The sequence below is a fragment of the Membranihabitans marinus genome (assembly GCF_019802045.1).
Lineage (GTDB): Bacteria > Bacteroidota > Bacteroidia > Chitinophagales > Saprospiraceae > Membranihabitans > Membranihabitans marinus_A.
Genome location: NZ_JAHVHU010000009.1, coordinates 199,747 through 216,942, shown reverse-complemented (window position 1 = coordinate 216,942; position 17,196 = coordinate 199,747). Strand labels below are relative to the sequence as shown.

The 17,196-nt window shown below is 46.2% G+C and carries 15 protein-coding genes; 9 read left to right on the top strand and 6 right to left on the bottom strand.

The features are described from left to right. Positions 1-210: 210 nt before the first annotated feature. The 5 genes from KUV50_RS10965 to KUV50_RS10945 all read left to right on the top strand — a co-directional run bounded on the left by KUV50_RS10965 (position 211) and on the right by KUV50_RS10945 (position 4,148). Positions 211-1,776, top strand: coding sequence for a sulfatase (locus KUV50_RS10965; RefSeq protein ID WP_222580189.1), 1,566 nt, complete (start codon positions 211-213; stop codon positions 1,774-1,776). A gap of 17 nt (positions 1,777-1,793) precedes the next feature. Beyond that, positions 1,794-3,290, top strand: coding sequence for a sulfatase (locus tag KUV50_RS10960; protein WP_222580188.1), 1,497 nt, complete (start codon positions 1,794-1,796; stop codon positions 3,288-3,290). Positions 3,291-3,401: 111 nt separating this feature from the next. Next, positions 3,402-3,653 carry a type II toxin-antitoxin system ParD family antitoxin gene (locus KUV50_RS10955; protein WP_222580187.1) on the top strand — a complete coding sequence of 84 codons (252 nt, stop codon included), beginning with the start codon at positions 3,402-3,404 and terminating at the stop codon, positions 3,651-3,653. Further along, on the top strand, positions 3,559-3,840 hold the full coding sequence (locus KUV50_RS19760) for a type II toxin-antitoxin system RelE/ParE family toxin (protein ID WP_410000044.1): 282 nt from the start codon (positions 3,559-3,561) through the stop codon (positions 3,838-3,840). Before KUV50_RS10955 ends, KUV50_RS19760 begins: the two co-directional genes overlap by 95 nt. 167 nt (positions 3,841-4,007) lie before the next feature. Beyond that, positions 4,008-4,148 (top strand): zinc-binding dehydrogenase, encoded by a 141-nt coding sequence (locus KUV50_RS10945; protein WP_222580185.1) that lies wholly within the window; start codon positions 4,008-4,010, stop codon positions 4,146-4,148. 330 nt (positions 4,149-4,478) lie between these two features. On the opposite strand, the gene KUV50_RS10940 is transcribed toward KUV50_RS10945, so the two are convergent. The 5 genes from KUV50_RS10940 to KUV50_RS10920 form a co-directional block, all read right to left on the bottom strand. Beyond that, complete coding sequence (locus KUV50_RS10940) at positions 4,479-5,120, bottom strand: hypothetical protein (RefSeq protein ID WP_222580184.1); 642 nt, start codon at positions 5,118-5,120, stop codon at positions 4,479-4,481. Positions 5,121-5,213: 93 nt separating this feature from the next. After that, positions 5,214-6,395, bottom strand: coding sequence for a lipocalin-like domain-containing protein (locus KUV50_RS10935; protein ID WP_222580183.1), 1,182 nt, complete (start codon positions 6,393-6,395; stop codon positions 5,214-5,216). A gap of 12 nt (positions 6,396-6,407) precedes the next feature. Beyond that, on the bottom strand, positions 6,408-8,957 hold the full coding sequence (locus KUV50_RS10930; protein WP_222580182.1) for an FtsX-like permease family protein: 2,550 nt from the start codon (positions 8,955-8,957) through the stop codon (positions 6,408-6,410). Further along, entirely contained in the window at positions 8,954-9,664 is a 711-nt protein-coding gene (locus tag KUV50_RS10925) for an ABC transporter ATP-binding protein (protein WP_222580181.1), read from the bottom strand. Before KUV50_RS10925 ends, KUV50_RS10930 begins: the two co-directional genes overlap by 4 nt. Continuing rightward, the gene (locus KUV50_RS10920) at positions 9,661-10,152 is read right to left on the bottom strand and encodes a CIA30 family protein (RefSeq protein WP_222580180.1); all 492 of its coding nucleotides are present in this window, start codon (positions 10,150-10,152) and stop codon (positions 9,661-9,663) included. The genes KUV50_RS10925 and KUV50_RS10920 overlap by 4 nt, the downstream gene beginning before the upstream one ends. A gap of 293 nt (positions 10,153-10,445) precedes the next feature. Here KUV50_RS10920 and KUV50_RS10915 point away from each other — a divergent pair, with 293 nt between their 5' ends. Next, on the top strand, positions 10,446-10,886 hold the full coding sequence (locus KUV50_RS10915) for a hypothetical protein (protein ID WP_222580179.1): 441 nt from the start codon (positions 10,446-10,448) through the stop codon (positions 10,884-10,886). Between the two features lie 97 nt (positions 10,887-10,983). Here KUV50_RS10915 and KUV50_RS10910 read toward each other — a convergent pair whose 3' ends face one another. After that, a complete protein-coding gene (locus KUV50_RS10910; protein ID WP_222580178.1) occupies positions 10,984-11,850 on the bottom strand; it encodes a formate/nitrite transporter family protein in 867 nt (288 codons plus the stop codon). Between the two features lie 357 nt (positions 11,851-12,207). Between KUV50_RS10910 and KUV50_RS10905 the strand changes: the two genes are divergently transcribed. The 3 genes from KUV50_RS10905 (at position 12,208) to KUV50_RS10895 (ending at position 17,186) form a co-directional block, all read left to right on the top strand. Then, entirely contained in the window at positions 12,208-12,603 is a 396-nt protein-coding gene (locus KUV50_RS10905) for a hypothetical protein (protein WP_222580177.1), read from the top strand. 352 nt (positions 12,604-12,955) lie between these two features. Continuing rightward, entirely contained in the window at positions 12,956-13,528 is a 573-nt protein-coding gene (locus KUV50_RS10900) for a pentapeptide repeat-containing protein (protein ID WP_222580176.1), read from the top strand. Positions 13,529-13,982: 454 nt separating this feature from the next. Then, the gene (locus KUV50_RS10895; RefSeq protein ID WP_222580175.1) at positions 13,983-17,186 is read left to right on the top strand and encodes a LodA/GoxA family CTQ-dependent oxidase; all 3,204 of its coding nucleotides are present in this window, start codon (positions 13,983-13,985) and stop codon (positions 17,184-17,186) included. The last annotated feature ends 10 nt before the right edge of the window (positions 17,187-17,196 follow it).

The window sequence follows — 17,196 nt, the reverse complement described above, 5'->3', positions numbered from 1 at the left end:
AAATATATGTGTCGGTTTGTTAATTAGATGCGAAATGGCGCCATAGGTTTAAACGCGGAATGAAATATTTTGACAGAAATCAAAATATGTCATCCACATGTCAAGCTATTTAAAAATACAGACTAAATCGGTATATTTGAATTTACAATTGCGTCGCCCGGGTATTTCTGTCATCCAGACCCGACCACTTACATCTAAAAAAAGAGAATTGTGAACTACCGTTACTTTGTGCTGTTTCTTGGTCTTTTGGTTCTGGCTTGTAATCCGGATCAACAGGAAGAAAATCCCGAACCACCCAATATTATTTTCATCATGAGCGATGATCATGGGTACCAAGCCATCAGTGCTTATGGCCATGGCATCAATGAAACACCCAATATTGACCGGATCGCAGACGAGGGGATATTATTTAATCGTTCGACCGTGACCAATTCTATTTGCGCACCCAGTCGGGCCGTGATGTTAACCGGAAAACATAGCTTTGTCAATGGCAAAGTAGACAATCTTCAGCCCTTTAACTGGGACCAGCCCAATTTCCCCAAAGTCCTGCAAGCCAACGGGTACCAGACGGCTATGATCGGAAAAATTCACCTCGATGGATTACCGCAGGGGTTTGATTATTCGATGGTACTCCCCGGACAAGGCCATTACTACAACCCCGACTTTATCGTCAATGGAGAGCGAAAGCGATTCCCGGGCTATGTCACTGATATTACCACCGATCAGACTCTGAAATGGCTCAAAGAAATGCGCAACCCGGATCAACCGTTTTGCCTGCTATACCATCAGAAAGCGCCGCACCGAAACTGGAAACCGGCAGAAGAATACCTCACGCTTTATGATGACATCACCTTTGATCCCCCGGCCAACTTCTACGACGATTACGAAGGACGGGGCAGCGCTGCCAAAGAACAGGAAATGGAAATCGTGCGGGACATGCGTTGGGGACACGACATGAAATTCGTGGTCAATCCGTACACCGGCGACACGACAGCGTTGGCGGGTCAGCTTAAGCGACTGTCTGCGTATCAACTCAAAAACTGGAAAGCGGCGTATGATCCCAAAAATGAAGCGTTCGTAAAAGCCGATTTGAAAGGCAAAGAATTTGCAGAGTGGAAATTCAACCGATACATTCGGGATTACCTGCGCACCATCAAGTCGGTGGATGATGGTGTCGGCGAGCTCTTGGACTTTCTGGATGAAACCGGCCTCGCGGAGAATACCATCGTCGTCTACACCTCTGACCAGGGTTTTTACCTGGGTGAACACGGCTGGTTCGACAAACGATTTATGTATGAGGAGTCGTTCCGGACGCCTCTATTGATGCGATACCCTAAGGAAATCAAAGCCGGCACCGAAACTGATGCATTGGTTCAAAATCTGGACTTTGCACCGACCTTTTTGGATTATGCCGGGATAGAAGCACCAGAAGAAATGCAGGGCGAATCGTTCCGTGACTTGGTCAGCGGAGAAGATCCCTCGTGGCGAGATGCGGTCTACTACACCTACTATGAGTACCCCGCAGAGCACATGGTCAAACGTCACCATGGGGTATCAACCGAACGATACAAGCTCATCCATTTTTACTATGATGTAGATGAATGGGAGTTATACGATCTGCAGGAAGATCCCCGGGAAATGAACAACGTGTACGACGATCCGGCCTATGTAGAGGTACAGGAACAGATGCACCAAAAGTTGGATTCCATACGGGCGGAGTACGGGGACAGCGATGAATTGGATCAAAAATTTCTGGATGCGTGGTTAAATAGATAGAGACAATGGTTATAAGCGTGATTAGAATAACTTCCATAGTACTTCTGTTTTTACTTCTAAGCTGTACCGGCCAAGATAACACAGAACCCGAAGAACCCGCCCGACCCAATATACTTATCCTGATGTCCGATAATCAGTCCTGGAATCATGTGGGGGCCTACGGGGATTCTGTGGTCCACACACCGGCGATGGATCAGGTCGCGAAAGAAGGGGTGTTGTTTGAAAATGCTTTCTGCTCCGCACCGTCGTGCTCACCGGCGCGGGCAGCTATGATTACCGGTCAGGACATCTGGCGGCTGCAACAAGCGGCGAACCTATGGAGCAGTTTTCCAGAGGAAGTTGTATTCCCTGATTTATTAGCAGAAGCAGGCTACCGGGTAGGTATCGAAGGCAAAGGTTGGGGACCGGGCGATGCAACGGCCACCGGATGGCCGCACAATCCAGGTGGACCATCGTATAAATCATTGGATGTGTTTTTGGACTCTACAGCCTCAGAAGAACCCTGGATGTTCTGGTTTAGCAGTCGTCATCCGCACCGCCCGTACCCGGAGAATGGCTGGGAAAATGCACAGGTTAATCTGGAAGATATTGAGGTGCCCCCTTATCTCCCGGATGTACCAGCGGTCCGGGAGGACATTGGAGATTATTACGATGAGGTACAGTCCTTCGACCGTCAGGTCGCTGAATATTTAGACCTTCTCAAACAACGGGGAGAAAGAAAAAACACGATCGTTATCGTCTGCAGCGACAATGGATGGCAGATGCCCCGGGGATTGGCCAATTTATACGATTTTGGCACCAAGATACCTTTCATCGTATCCTGGCCCGGTCACTTCGAAGGCAATCGAAAAGTAACCGATTTTATCAACTTGAGTGATTTGGCTCCAACGATTTTGGATTGGGCCGGACTGGAAACACCGGAGGAAATGACCGCCAAAAGTTTTGCCGACATCCTGGATTCCAAAAAATCGGGGCAGATTTCAAACGACCGCAACCAGGTCTACATGGCCCGGGAACGACATGCATACGTCCGATCTGAAGGATTAGGGTATCCGGGGCGGGCATTGCGCACCAAGGACTACTTGTACATCCGGAACTACGAACCGGATCGTTGGCCAGCGGGGGATCCACCTTTGTATGGGGATGTCGATGCGCATATGTTGCATTATCCAGCCCCCACCAAAATCTTTTTACTCAACCACCACGATCACCCAAAAATCAGACCTCTATTTGAAGACGCATTTGGAAAACGTCCTTATGAGGAGCTGTATGACCTAACCATTGACCCTTACCAAATGAAGAACGTTGCCGACTTCGAAGCCTACCGGTCTATCAAACAACGTCTGTCCAACCAGTTGATCAATTATCTGGTTGCTACGGGTGATCCACGGGAGACAGACGCAACCTTTGACTGGGACGGCGCCGATTACTACAAAGAGCGGGATAAAAATCCAAAGCCCTCTGAAGAGGCGAGAAGGAAGCTGGGGCTAAAGGAGATGTATCATTATGATTGAAGGATCTGGAGGGGAAGATTTCTGACCCATTGGAACGGATTTTCACGATGAGGCTGTCCCAAAATCAGCAAAATGCTTAAATTGCATCAATAATAATAACTTTGGTGCGAAATGAGTGTAGTTAGAAAATCTATAACATTTACAGAACAGCAAGATGCATATATAAAAAGCCTGGTAGAAAAAGGGGGTTATACGAATGAGAGTGAGTTCCTAAGAGATTTGGTACGCAAGGATCAAGAGGAGCGAAGGCGACTCGTAGAGTTGCAAGATGCCTTGGTTGATGGGATTGAAAGTGGACCATCAGATGCAACTATTGAAGGTATATGGATGGAGACTATACAAGAATATGAAGCGGGAAAATAAGTATATTCTAAGTGTCAGGGCGAAGCAAGACATTGGGCATATCGCCCGTTGCACCATCGAAAAGTTCGGGGTTGATCAGTCTTTAATGTATTCTGAAGAACTAATAAAGACAATAACTAAGCTAAGTGCTAACCCGGATATTGGCAGAGCATATATTCCTACGAGAAGAAAGATGCTCAAGATATAAATTCAAAACCCATATGATTTTTTATCATCCCACTCCAGATGAAATATTTGTGGTTAGAGTATTGGGTGGAAGAATGAATTTTCGTAAGCATATTAAGTGAATTTCAATTAAAGAACACACTGCAGTCAGAGATCTTTATGCATTAACAACCAATAAGAGAAAAAGAAATGAACCAGCTTGTTCAGGATATTACTTCCGGAAAAATAAAACTGGTCATCGAAAAAGAATACTCCTTTGAAAAAGTGCTGGACGCCCTTGAGATAACAGAAACGCGTCATGCCAGAGGAAAATTAGTGGTGAAGATGTGAGTTCCCCAACAGAGCAACTAATGAATAAATGACTGGATTATCAAAAACATAATCGGCCGTTATCAAGATGAAATTAATTCATAATAACCATCCTTACTTAATGAACAACCTACAAAAGCATTGTACTGCTCTTTATCTAAACCAAGTTGTTTAGCAAGATTTCTTGCTTTTGATTAACCAAAATTTTTATTGTGTGGATTTGGAATTTTCACTGTGCTGAAGTAAACATCACCAAGATATATTTTTCCTCTCCAATGGGGTGCTCTCTTATTAGCTATTTTTGGTGCTGCTTTTTTCAGTATAGCCTTTCGAACTTCTTTTTCGGAAAAACTACGAAACGGCATCCAACTGCAATTTAGATTTGAAGATATCCTTAATTGATTTTGCTCTTGAAGATAAGGTGTGATGTTCTACGAAGAGATCATTAAACAAATCGTCTAAATCTAATTTTATTTCATCAATGACTTCATTGAGGTCATTGGAATATGCAAAAATATTTAATTCTGGTATGGATCCCACAAATTGATCATCATCCTTTTCTAATTCAACTTTCAGCAGTGATCTGAACTGAAGCCGGGAAGTACAGCTTAGATAATAACAAGCATCCTCGAAAGATTTATCGATGATATGGCTTATTTTGCAACCACTCTTCATTTCTACCATAAAATCATATGCAGTCTTTTTATTATCAAATGAACGACTCTCCAAAAGAACAACACCATCTAAAGTGATTTTAAAATAGTGACAATCCTCATCCTCACAAAACTCAAAGATATAATCCGTTGAATCAGGATTCAAATAACAGCTTAATTTTGTCAAAGCCTCTTCTCGCGAATCAAGATCAGCACTTCTTAATATAGGATAACCTCGTGAATCCAGGCATTCAAACCTGAATCTATTGGTGCTTTCTCTTTTAATCTCACAGGTGTACATAATAATTTTGTAACATCCAACAATAAATATTAGTTTCAAATTTAGGGAAATTTTCTACTACATATCAGCCGAAACACTCCTTCGCACTATCTATAAATCCATGAATAAATTCGTCATTACACCTCCACGTGACTATTTACCTTCATACCCTGTCATTTCAATAAACCCATGGCCGCTAATTTCTTCCCCGTTCATGGTCCCGGCTACGGCCACCGCTCCTTCATAATACCGAACGGACACATCCATTTCCTGATCCGGAAATACCGTATTTATATCCAGTGATAAATCGACCCGTGGTATCGTCAATTTCCATTGGGATGGGTAACTGGATTTGCTGTGCGGGCTTTCCCAATGATCCAGTACTTCAAGGGTAGCATCTTCCTGATCGATCGGCACCTTTTCACCCGCCGGATCTACCAACGTGACGGCTTTAAACCTACTGACAGAGCCATCCTTTAGCCGGAGTTGATAGTACATCAGATCATACCCGTTGGACAGTTGGATGGAAAACCAGTCCCAGCCTTTCTGGTCTTCGTCCAGGGCAGAGGTGCTCCATTCGTGATCCATCCAGCTGTGGCCAGATACTTCAAATAATTGGTCATTAATTTTCAAAGTACCTTTCGTATCCATCCGAGTGAAGGAAAGGTAATAAGATGCATTCCCTGCGGTTGATCCTTTTTGATCATAGCCTCTATCACCTTGCAGCACCAGTGGTTTTGCCGGCGTGATCTGTAGGTCAATGGCGGCACCACCCACCATTTTGGCTTTGAGCCGAACCGGAAAACGTGGATCAGAACCAGATTCACCACCGACTCGTTGCACCTCCCAATCTTCCAGCCAAATGCGATAAGGCACAGCCCGGGCTCCCGCCAGTCCAATCGCGCCCCGGCTCGATCGCTCCTCATAAATATGGTTTTTATTTTCCACATCAGACAGGGCAAAATGGCCCAGATAAAATTGATCAGTACTCCAACCTGATTCTTCCGTAACCGTATCCACCCCTTCCGCTGGTGGATTTAATTGATTCCTAAAAATGGTGAACTGATACCCGAATTGCCGACCATCCCCGGTAAACAAATTACCGGTATAATACCACCATTCCGTTTTGAAGCCCTCATGTGCTCCGTGATCATCGGGGAACACAAATTCACGCGGCCCGTCGGCACGTAGATACCCTTCCGTATCTCCACTCATCGCATCCACGGCCGACAATGACGTACGAATTTCAACCTCAGGTGGGATCGAAATCCACCAGATGACGCCAATAACTGCCATTGTCAAAAACCCAATAACAAACCATCCGGATAGTTTCATACTGTTTTTCTTCTAATTATTACGCAATGCATCGGCCGGGCTGGCTTTGGCCATTTTATAGGATGGATAAATACCAGCTAGTAATGCTGCCAAAAAAGCCAGTAAGACAGCCTGCATGAGCAGTGCGGGCGAAACCATCAACTGCAAGGTCCAGCCAAATGATCGCATATTGATCACATACACCAGAATATACGCCATTATGATGCCCAAAGGCAAGGACAATATACCTGCTATCAAACCCATGGCCCCACTCTGTGTGATCACATAACTCCATAACTGCCCGGGCGTCATTCCGTTCGCTCTCATCACCGCATGCTCTCTTTTCCGCTCCAGCTGAATCGCCATCAGTGCACTCAACACCCCGACAAAAGCCACTAGCATGGCGAGCATCCGAAGTACGATCGTCACCGTAAAGGTCCGGTCAAAAATTGCGATCGAGGCCTCCCGAAGTCCGCGGTTGGACTGAATCAGTACTTCCTGCAGACCCTCTGACCTGCTTCGAAGCCGTTTCACCAACTCATCCACATCCGCCCCATCCGTCGCATACAAGGCAAGACCGGAAACCGCCGGATCATCAAAATACGCATCGTAGGTATTCCGGCTGATCGTTATGGTCCCGAGATCGGAGGCATAGTCATAGAATATACCGGCCACCTGAAATCCTGCTCTACCACGGTCAGTCCGTATAAAAACCGAATCGCCTAAGTCAACATGATGTCGATACGCATAGACTTCCGAAACCATGACGATAGCTTCGTTTCTAAAGCGGTTCCAAAAACCGGGTTCGCTTTCCTTCATCTGATAGGTATTGTGCGAACTTACCTCATTGTCCACCGCCACCAGTTGATCAATTCCAAAGTTTGTGTGGACATCTACACTCCGTACCGTATGAAAACCTGCGACTCCATCCGTTTGTTTCAGACGAAGGACAACGGTCGGATCCAGTTCTCCATCCGCTTTGCGCGTCACTGCCCGTGGAACCTGCACATAAACATCCGCTTGTAATTGGATCTCCAGCCACGACACAACGGTCGTGCGGAAACTATCCACCATAACCCCCACGCCCACGGTAGCGGCTACCGCAACGACGAGGGACGCGATGGCCACAGAAGTCCGGCTCAGTTCCGTCACAATTCCCTGAGCAGACATTTTACCGATCAATCCATTTATGGTGCTCAAAACCGGACGGATCAATCCAGTCAAGCCTGTAACCAATAGTGGAATCGTCAATGAGAATCCGATAATAATCATCAGCAAAGAAACGTACCCCATCCCTATTCTCCCATTTGGAATAAGAAGAAGACCACCCCCCAGGCCTCCGACTACGATTCCCGCAAGAGCCAGTGTCCCTATCCTGCCTTTGATTTTTGATTCACTGGACGACCGGTTAAGAACGGTGGAAACTTCGGCATTGGATGCCTCCCGAGCCGGCCAATAGGCGGCCAACAGGGTGGCGCCCATTCCCAAAACAGCCGCTTTGATCAAGGGATAAATCCCGATCGACAACTCTTGCACGGAGACCACAAAATAAAGATCATTTATCGATTGGGTCACCAACTTTAGCAAAACCTGCGCTAAGAAAAATCCGGCCAAAATTCCGATCGCCGTACCGATCACTCCAATCAGAATCGCTTCCTGAACCACGACCCGGAGAATTTCTCGCTTCGTCACACCAATTCCCCTGAGACGACCGATCAGGGGTCGTCGCTGCACCACAGAAAATGTCATGGTATTGTAGATCAAGAACATCCCCACCAATAAGGCCAGCATACTCAGTGCCTGCAGGTTGAACTCAAAAGCATTGATCATCTGCGAGACAGCCTGTGATCTGGAGTCCGAGCGCGACAGATCAGCACCTTCCGGCAACAAAGTCGTGATGTTTTTAATGGCTCTTTCGTTGGTGTTTTCCGGCAGGATCAGATCGATTCGCGATAATTTCCCGGGCATATTCAGGAGTTTCTGGGCTGTTCCAATATCCACAACCAATAAATTCTCGAGAGCCCGGCGGGTCTGGTCGTTGTCGGGGTTAATCAGACCGATCAATCGCAGCGGAAAAGTGTGTCCACTCACTGACACCATCAACGTGTCCTCCACAGCCAGACCGAGTTCACTCGCCACATCGTGCGAAACTAGCCCTGTAGTTTCTCCGCTGATAAAATCAGAGAGGTTAATCCCTGCTTTCTGACTAGCAAAACTGCGGAAGGGGGCTTCTGCGATGGGATCTACCCCCAGGATCCGGAAGGTCCTGTTCACTACGGAAAGACGACCATAACCTTCTACGACCGGTGCGGACTTCAGCGGTTTCTCCGCCATTCTAAGTTGACGATAGACCGACTCATCGAGCCCGTCAGCAGCTCCGGTGACCTGATGCGTAGCCTCACCGGTGACCGCCTGCGTAGATAGTGAAAAGGCTTTTTGGGCAGAGCTGTTCGACAGATCAATGGAGACCACCATGGACACCCCCAAGGCTACCCCCAGTATAGAGAGTGCGAAGTGCCAGGGATGCTGCAACAAAAACCGGATGCTGGATCGCCACAGGAGATTCGTTTTGGACCGCTTCATTCCCCGGTAATTTCAGTGTGGTTTTTCACTTCATTCAGCACCCCGTCTTGCAAATTGAAGACACGATCCGCAATTTGGCATATATCCCGATCGTGGGTAGCTATGATTATCGTTCGATTGTTTTTTCGAACCAGCGTATGCAGCATTTTGAGGATGAGTTGGCCGGTCTTGTAATCCAGGTTGCCAGTAGGTTCGTCAGCCAGGATCAGCAGCGGTTCATTGGCCAATGCCCGGGCAATAGCCACTCGTTGCCGCTCCCCGCCAGACAGCCGGTCTGGATAACTATCACCCCGATCGCCCAATCCTACCTCTTCCAAAAACCGGGTGGCTTTCCGGAACGCTTCCCGATCAGCGTTGTTTTTTAACTTCAGCGGCAACAGTACATTTTCATGCACCGTCAACGTCGAAATCAGATTGAACGATTGAAACACAAAGCCGATGTTATTCCGGCGAAAGAGGGTTCTTTGTTTTTCATTCAACGAAACCAGGTTTGTACCCCCGATTAAAACCTTTCCCGTATCCGGCTTATCAATTCCGCTGATCAAATTCAGCAGTGTGCTTTTTCCAGACCCGGACCGCCCCAGGAGAACAATCATTTCCCCTTCATCCATATCCAGACTGAGATCCCTGAGAACAGCCCGCGTTACAGATCCTTCCTGATAGCTTTTGGTCAACCGACCCAGCGATATGTATGGTTCGTTATTCATCCGAACATGATCTTATCAATTTCCAAACTAAAATCCTCGTCTTTCCCATTTCCGATCAAAAAAGCAATCCCTTCGATGCAATCACCTTTAAAATTTGACTGGTCCAGTTTTTTACCGCGAAACCAAGGGGTCAACTTGTCCAGAGAAATCGATATTGTTTGCCATTTTCCATTGGTTTCAAAATACTGAATATAGGAATGCCGGTCGTTCCGTTGATTCTTGATCCGAAATTGGTAACGCTTCCCATCGCCTTTGACCCGTATTAGGACTGTTGAATATTCCGAAACATTCCATGGTTTGCCATAATACTGCACCATCGCAAACCCGCCATTGTTCTCCAGAGAAACCTTGCCTTTGAAAACGCCATTTCCTGCTTCATTGCAGACCAGTTTACTGTGGGACAGTCCACCCATCACGGTATCATTCTGGATTTCCCATGGTGACAAATCGTGTTGTTCGCTAAAATCAATATAAGTATTTGATGTCATGAATAGGAAGTTTAAATCAAAACATAAATTATTGGTGTCATAAAAACGCAGAACTTATCATGTTTGCGGCACAGCTCATTTATGATTATGCGAAAACCATATATATTTCCTCTCAAGCTCGCATGTTGCGAATTAGTAAATGATTCTCATTAAAAAAGAAAATACAGCGAAATAGTTCAAAAACGATTCTAATGAAATCAATATGTAACTCTCTTAGAATGGAGAAATTCAAGCTAGCGCTGTAACAATCAGGGCGGGCTGTACGTCCTAGAACCAAAGAAAATAGAATTGGCATGAAATACATTTTACTTTTACTGGTGGCTTCATCGGTTTCAAAGGTCTCAGCCCAGAATCCTACAGTTTCCATTTTGGAAACTGTCCTGACGGATGGTGAGGTTATGAAATACATCTCAGATTATGGTGAAATAGACACCCTTGATTTTGTCCTCTCGGGCAAGGACGTGGACTATGTGTTCCACCACGGAAAAGTCCACTTTTCATCACCGGATTCGAGCACTCCCCAAGAATATGCGGGAACCATAAGGAAATTGAAAGTCCATCCTTCCAAAGCTGCGGTAAAAATATACTTCCATCAAAACAATAATTTTCTGGTCAAAATCAAACTGAAGCATTTTTCAAAAAAAGGTCCATGGCATGTAACATCCCGATTGATTCGACGGAAATTTAAAAATCGTAAGGACCAGCCCGGATTGTTTTATTTTAGCTTGAACTGAGCTCCATAAGAACGACTCTTTTTTAACCAGAGATTGTTAATGCCCATCTCAAAATTCAAAAAGCTATGGAACAAATGGGTTAGTAAAAAAATGAATATCAGAGGTCCTCAATATTGTTGATAAATGCGCGGTACCTCAGCAAGGCCACAAAGACCACGCCTCCGATACCATTCCCCATCAGCGCCAGGCCTATAAACCTCAAATACTCCCATGCATCTATTTCCGGAGAAACCACCAATCCGGAAAAGGCCTCGACATTCCCCACAATACTGTGGTGTAAACCTGTAAACCCCATGATCGCAGTGATCATATAAATCACCAAAATCCGGCTCACCGTATCCCGGGATGAAGTCAGCAACCAGGACAGCAATCCCATCAACCAACCAGCTAGAATGGCGCTGACCAGGATGACAAACCACGGGTGATCGGTCACATGGATGGCAATATCTTCAACGGCTGCATGGTCTGAAATTCCCAGTTTTGGGCCGATCCAAATCAAAATACCAGACATTAAAAACCCACCGGACAAATTCCCCGTTATTACCAGCCCCCACAATTTAAACAGATCCCAGACCGACCGTTTGTTGTTCAAAACTGGAAGGCTCAATAATGACGTTTGTTCGGTAAAGAGTATCGATCGTCCCAATATCACCATGATAAAGCCGACCGGATAGACAAACGTGGTCATTTTCATCACGGCTTCTTCGGACAGTTTGCCCGTAAAAAATGTTACAACCGCACCCATCAGCAGATAACTAAACCCGATTTCGAGGCCGGCGGTGAACGAGCTGATTAATATGCTCCGCTCATTGATATCGTAGATGGCTTCACCTTCTTCAATCTGTTCACTCAGGATCTCCTGGTGAGATTTCCGGGAATCCTCCTTGGATTCCTCGGTATGCTCCAGCTCAGAATCAATGGCTTTCTGCTTCCGAATCTCCTCGAATTCGTCTTTTTCTGTCATAGTCGTGTTCTATTTTACGTCGAATCGACAAACTGCAGTTCGACGTGGGACATAATAAAAGTAATGATTCCAAATCTTTTAGTTTAATTTATTCAAAAAACATGTGAGATAGTTTGTATCTTAAGCAAGTGGAAGCTTGTGAGGCTTTTGATTTCCAGAAAAATTGACAGGATGATGTTCAAGCCAAACTAATTACCAACTGGAGAAAATCATCGCAGCCTGGAAGGCGAAGGGATTTCCGGTGGAGGTAATGGTTAATGGTTAATGGTTAATGCTTAATGGTTAATGGTTAATGGTTAATGGTTAATGGTTAATGGAAAAAATTAGAAATACAATGCAACACCTGACAAAACAATAATGAACCGATTGCCCGTACTTTTTGTTCTTCTAGTCATTACAACCAGCTGTCAGAAAAAGAATGACATCGATACCATCCAGCCTGCGTTGTTCAAAAACACCTGGATCGAATCGTATGAAGAAAACCCCTCGCACGATATTCGGATATACCGGCCTGATGATTACAAAGAATTTCCACCCGCCCGATTCAGACAAGTTTTTGATTTTAAAACCCACAACGATTGTCATTACCTGGTATTAGCACCCAATGACGCCCACTATATGACGGAGGGAGTCTGGACCTACGAGAATTCCAACCGGGTGCTCACCATATTGAATCCGGATTCGGAGGTCGCGCACCGATTTGAAGTCATCGAGTTAAAAGAGGATCTGCTGAAGCTGAAAAGGTGGGAATGAAGTTCGTACCATGAGTCGTGGTACATGGTATCACTGTCAAATCATTCCGCCTGAATATGTATTTAGCGCTGTTGATCCCCTGGGAAGTTAGAGCTCCAGCTCTGACAGCGCCTTCTGCATTCTAATCAGAATTTCAAAGAACGGAGCTGAAGCTCCATTATCCCGGGCAAAAACACGCTAAATATATGTCTGTTTTAGACGAGTCGGACAAGTTTGTCCATCCCGTTTTTGTTAAAATCTTTGCAATTATGAACTACGTACAAACAACTAAACAACCCAATTGTATGTGATTCAGCTGCTCACTCAATTCATACATACCGGGTAAAACCATCTGTTAGATAAAACACACCAAATGACATACATAGAAGACCAGAATTACAAGCAAAAAGACTTTACCGAAACCCCGTTAGAAAAAGGGGAGTATGAATTTTGCACCTTTTCAAACTGCAACTTTTCCAATTCAGATCTGACAGGAATCAAGTTCGTAGATTGCGAATTTTCGGAATGCGATTTGAGCAATGCTCGACTGAACAACACCTCGTTTCAAAATGTAAAGTTTACGTCATGCAAAATGCTGGGTCTTCATTTTGAACTGTGCAGCAAATTTGGTCTTGAATTTGAGTTTGTGGATTGTATTCTGACCCACTCGTCCTTCTTTGACTGTTCCATCAAAAGAACCCATTTTAAGGACTCCCAACTGGAAGAAGTGGACTTTACAGAGGCCGATCTATCCGAAGCTATATTGGATGAATGCAATTTAAAAGGCGCTGTTTTTGACCGGACGAATCTGGAAAAAGCAGATTTCACCACCGCATACCACTTCTCGATCGATCTGGATACCAACCGAATCAAGAAAGCCGAATTCGCACAGAGCAGACTCGCCGGATTGTTGGAGAAGTACCCCATTGTGATCAGAAAAATGTGAGAGCTGAAACTCTGGCGCACTAGTGCATGGAATCATAAATAATGTATAGGATCCATTTCGCGCTTCCATCCTCAAATTTTACCTGTTTAGCGAATATGACACAGTTATACATGGGTGCTGTTTTGCCCCGTCATTTATGGCGGGGTTGGGAATACAAAACAATATTGGGCTTCAGCCCCCATCTGCGACATTTATTAAAGGCTAAAGCCTGACTTGGTAAATCATATTTCTCCCCGGGCTAAAGCACCGGGGCAAAACACTCTAAACAGATAATCCAACTTATTGTGGATGGGAGCGCTTCATATAATACATACAACTTCTGAATTGGAACACTAGACAGTCAACTATTTTCCAAATAATATATTAATTTAACTTGTATACATCTGTATATTTTCCTAATTTTAGTCAAATACAATTGTATTTTCTACTGCACTTCCGACTAAATGAATTACAAATGGCTACAGACAAAAACGATCAAAACAAAAAGCCATCAGCCAATGATGTGACCTGCTGGGACTCCGAAGGTAATATTCAGACCGTGACCAAACGGCTCAAAGAGATGTTCGTCGAAATGGGACAAAAAACCCGGATTGAACGGGGTCAAAAGCCAGCTGAACGGTCCGTGTTCCGAAAGCAGCACGGCATAGCCTATGGCCATTTTATGATCAATAAGGATTTGGATGAAAAATTCAAAATTGGAATTTTCAACGGGAACTCGTACGAATGTGCGGTTCGCTTTTCCAGCGATACCGGACCCAGTTCACCCGACCTGCATTCCACTATTGGCGTCGGGCTGAAGCTTTTCGGAGTCGAAGGCCCCAAACTATTCGGAAAAGGCTCCACAGCGGATTTTATCTTTCAGAACATCGACCGATTTTTTGCACGTGATGCACAGCAAATGTGCAGTTTTACGACGGCCGGTGTCGTCAATCGCGATTACGACTCCTACATCAAGAAGCACCCCGAACTGGCAGCCATTCTGAGGGCCATGACCAAAGAAGAGGCCAGCTGTCTGAGTGCCAGCTACTGGGCCATACTACCATTCAAACTGGGCGAATCTCAAATTGTAAAATATCGACTGGTTCCTGAGGACACCTACCAGGGCGCCCCTTTCAATGACGACGACTATCTTTCACTGGATCTGCAACAGCGATTGCGCAAAAAAGAAGCGACCTTCCGGTTTGAAATACAACTCCGGAATGACGAGGACAACATGCCACTCGACGATGCGCAAGCAGTATGGGACACCGATAAAAGTCCCTACACCTGCATCGCACGGCTCCACCTCCCCCAACAAGATATTTGCGCCATCGGACAGGAATATTTTGGCAGCAACCTTTCATTTAACATCTGGCGCACCTTGGCCGAACATGAGCCTCTTGGATCCGTCGCGCAGGTTCGAAAGGAGGTTTATGCAGCCAGTGCCCGGGCCCGTCACCAGGCGAATGGTCAGCAATTGCAGGAACCAGATGAACGAAATCCCAATTTTGAAGAAAATACGGATGCCAACAGCGATTGCATCGTCAAAGCCGGAATTTATCCGCCGATCGGAGTCATGCGGGTCGGCAATAGCGAAAAGGAGTATTTTATCGGACCTTTGGTGGACAATCCGGAGCCTAAGCCCGATGTATATGCGTACAGGGATGAGATCGGCGCCTTAAAACGACAGGCTGCGCAATTCCGCATATACGGATTCAACGCTGCCGGGAAAGCAGTCCGAGAACTGACCTCAGAAAATGCAAAAATCACCTGGCACGCCCATTTGGCCAATCAAAAAGCATCGTGGTACGAATTTCAACTGGCCATGGATATTCCCGAAGCCGCAGATGCGCCGCCATCGAGATTGCGGAACATCAACGTGAGTGATCGCAGTGAATTGTTGATTGACGGAGGAAAACAAACGGTCGCCGGTCCCGGTATATACAACGGTCCTACTTTCGAAGGCACCTTTCTATCCGAAAAAGTTTATCTGGGTGAAATGCGAACCGATGAGAAGGGGCGACTGATTATGCTGGGTGGACATGGAAAATCCAAAAACACAAACAACAATATTGCCGTGACCTTTGCGAATAATGAAGGCTGGTACGATGATATATCAGACGGACCCGTTACCGCCGAAGTAGAATATGATGACACAGTACTAAAAGTGGATCCCGCTTGGGTGATCTGTGCACCGCCGGATTATGCGCCCATGCAAAAATCCGTCCGGACCATGTGGGATCTCATGCGGGACGTGGCCATCAAGTCCAATATGCTGGCCCGCCCGGCACGTCCTTCTTTTTCGAAAGACATCTTACCCATTTTTCAGCGAATGACCAATTTGCAATGGGCGAATGCCGGGTTTGCAGCGGCCTTTGGGTGGGGTGGTCAGTTTGACTATACCACCAGCGAATGGATTAAAAAACTAGGCAACCCCTCGCCGGCCTATTATGAAATGCGAAGAACCATTTCCAATAATTTCCGGCGCGTGCATATTTCAGGCGCTGAATCCGCTCAATTGTGGCCCTGGCTTTATGGCGATGCCATCAGCATTCCGACCACCGGGTCCATACGTCAGCACGCCACCTTATCGGATTTGCAACTGGAATTTCTGGATCAATGGGTCAAAGGTGATTTTGATGCCGACTACGTGGATCGGAGTGAATGCCCGCATGATCCGAAGCCACCGACCATCGACAGCTTGCCGATTGATGAACAACCGGAGATGCTGACCAAAGCAGCCATGGAATTTTGTCTCGCGGATGCCTTTCATCCGGGCTGTGAGATGACCTGGCCCATGCGGACATCTGGCATGTATATGGCACCTTTTCGATTAAAACATGCCCCGAAAACACCGCCGGTGAACACAGATTACTATGGGCCGGTCTTAAGTCCGGATGTACTGACCCTCGCCAAAGGCCCCTTACAGGGCGGGCAGGTAGCCGGAGGAATCACCCGTTGGATGGCCATTCCCTGGCAGACAGATACCGCCAGCTGCCGGGATGGGTACACCAAATCATACGACCCGTATTTACCGACGTTTTGGCCGGCACGGGTACCAAACACCATTTTGAATGAGGACCGGTATAGAAAAACGATGGATCCGAATCAATCCGAAGAAACCCGAATCGAGTCCTTTGCCTTCCGGTCTGCCTGGTTGGACAATCTTCCACTGGAAGGAAAACCAGCCAATTATACGAATCAGATCAACAGCATGATCAACCATTTTGACAAACTGGCCATCTTGCAGAAACGGCCCGGGCTTCCCGATGATCCCAATTTCCCAGATGAAATGCAGGTGGGAATCCCACCCAGCCCCGACCAAGAGGCTGCTCTGTTATCTGCGGCACAACACGAAATCCGAAAGCTATTGGGAGGAGAGAATGATCTAAGCCATGCAGGGCAAAACCTGTTGGCATCCACTGTCGACAGATTATCGCATGAAAACCTGTTGGATGAGCAGGAATTACTGGAGAAAGCCAAAGTTCAACTCAAGAAATTGGTCAAGACCGAGCTGGAAGACGATCATGCGCTGACACCAACCGTTAAAAAACTATTGGGTCTGCTGGAAACCAAGACGCACAAAGTGGCGAAGTCTACGGCCATGCGTCATCAGACTGAAAGAGTGGAGGTAGGCGTCCCGGAAAAGATGAATCGGTTTACCAGATATCATCCATAGCGGGACCGGA

What these genes read in the sequence shown, in the direction of transcription:
- KUV50_RS10955 (WP_222580187.1), top strand. Translation starts at nt 3,402, where the DNA reads ATGAGTGTAGTTAGAAAATCTATAACATTTACAGAACAGCAAGATGCA.
- KUV50_RS19760 (WP_410000044.1), top strand. Translation starts at nt 3,559, where the DNA reads ATGCCTTGGTTGATGGGATTGAAAGTGGACCATCAGATGCAACTATTG.
- KUV50_RS10945 (WP_222580185.1), top strand. Translation starts at nt 4,008, where the DNA reads ATGAACCAGCTTGTTCAGGATATTACTTCCGGAAAAATAAAACTGGTC.
- KUV50_RS10935 (WP_222580183.1), bottom strand. Translation starts at nt 6,395, where the DNA reads ATGAAACTATCCGGATGGTTTGTTATTGGGTTTTTGACAATGGCAGTT.
- KUV50_RS10930 (WP_222580182.1), bottom strand. Translation starts at nt 8,957, where the DNA reads ATGAAGCGGTCCAAAACGAATCTCCTGTGGCGATCCAGCATCCGGTTT.
- KUV50_RS10925 (WP_222580181.1), bottom strand. Translation starts at nt 9,664, where the DNA reads ATGAATAACGAACCATACATATCGCTGGGTCGGTTGACCAAAAGCTAT.
- KUV50_RS10920 (WP_222580180.1), bottom strand. Translation starts at nt 10,152, where the DNA reads ATGACATCAAATACTTATATTGATTTTAGCGAACAACACGATTTGTCA.
- KUV50_RS10915 (WP_222580179.1), top strand. Translation starts at nt 10,446, where the DNA reads ATGAAATACATTTTACTTTTACTGGTGGCTTCATCGGTTTCAAAGGTC.
- KUV50_RS10910 (WP_222580178.1), bottom strand. Translation starts at nt 11,850, where the DNA reads ATGACAGAAAAAGACGAATTCGAGGAGATTCGGAAGCAGAAAGCCATT.
- KUV50_RS10905 (WP_222580177.1), top strand. Translation starts at nt 12,208, where the DNA reads ATGAACCGATTGCCCGTACTTTTTGTTCTTCTAGTCATTACAACCAGC.
- KUV50_RS10900 (WP_222580176.1), top strand. Translation starts at nt 12,956, where the DNA reads ATGACATACATAGAAGACCAGAATTACAAGCAAAAAGACTTTACCGAA.
- KUV50_RS10895 (WP_222580175.1), top strand. Translation starts at nt 13,983, where the DNA reads ATGGCTACAGACAAAAACGATCAAAACAAAAAGCCATCAGCCAATGAT.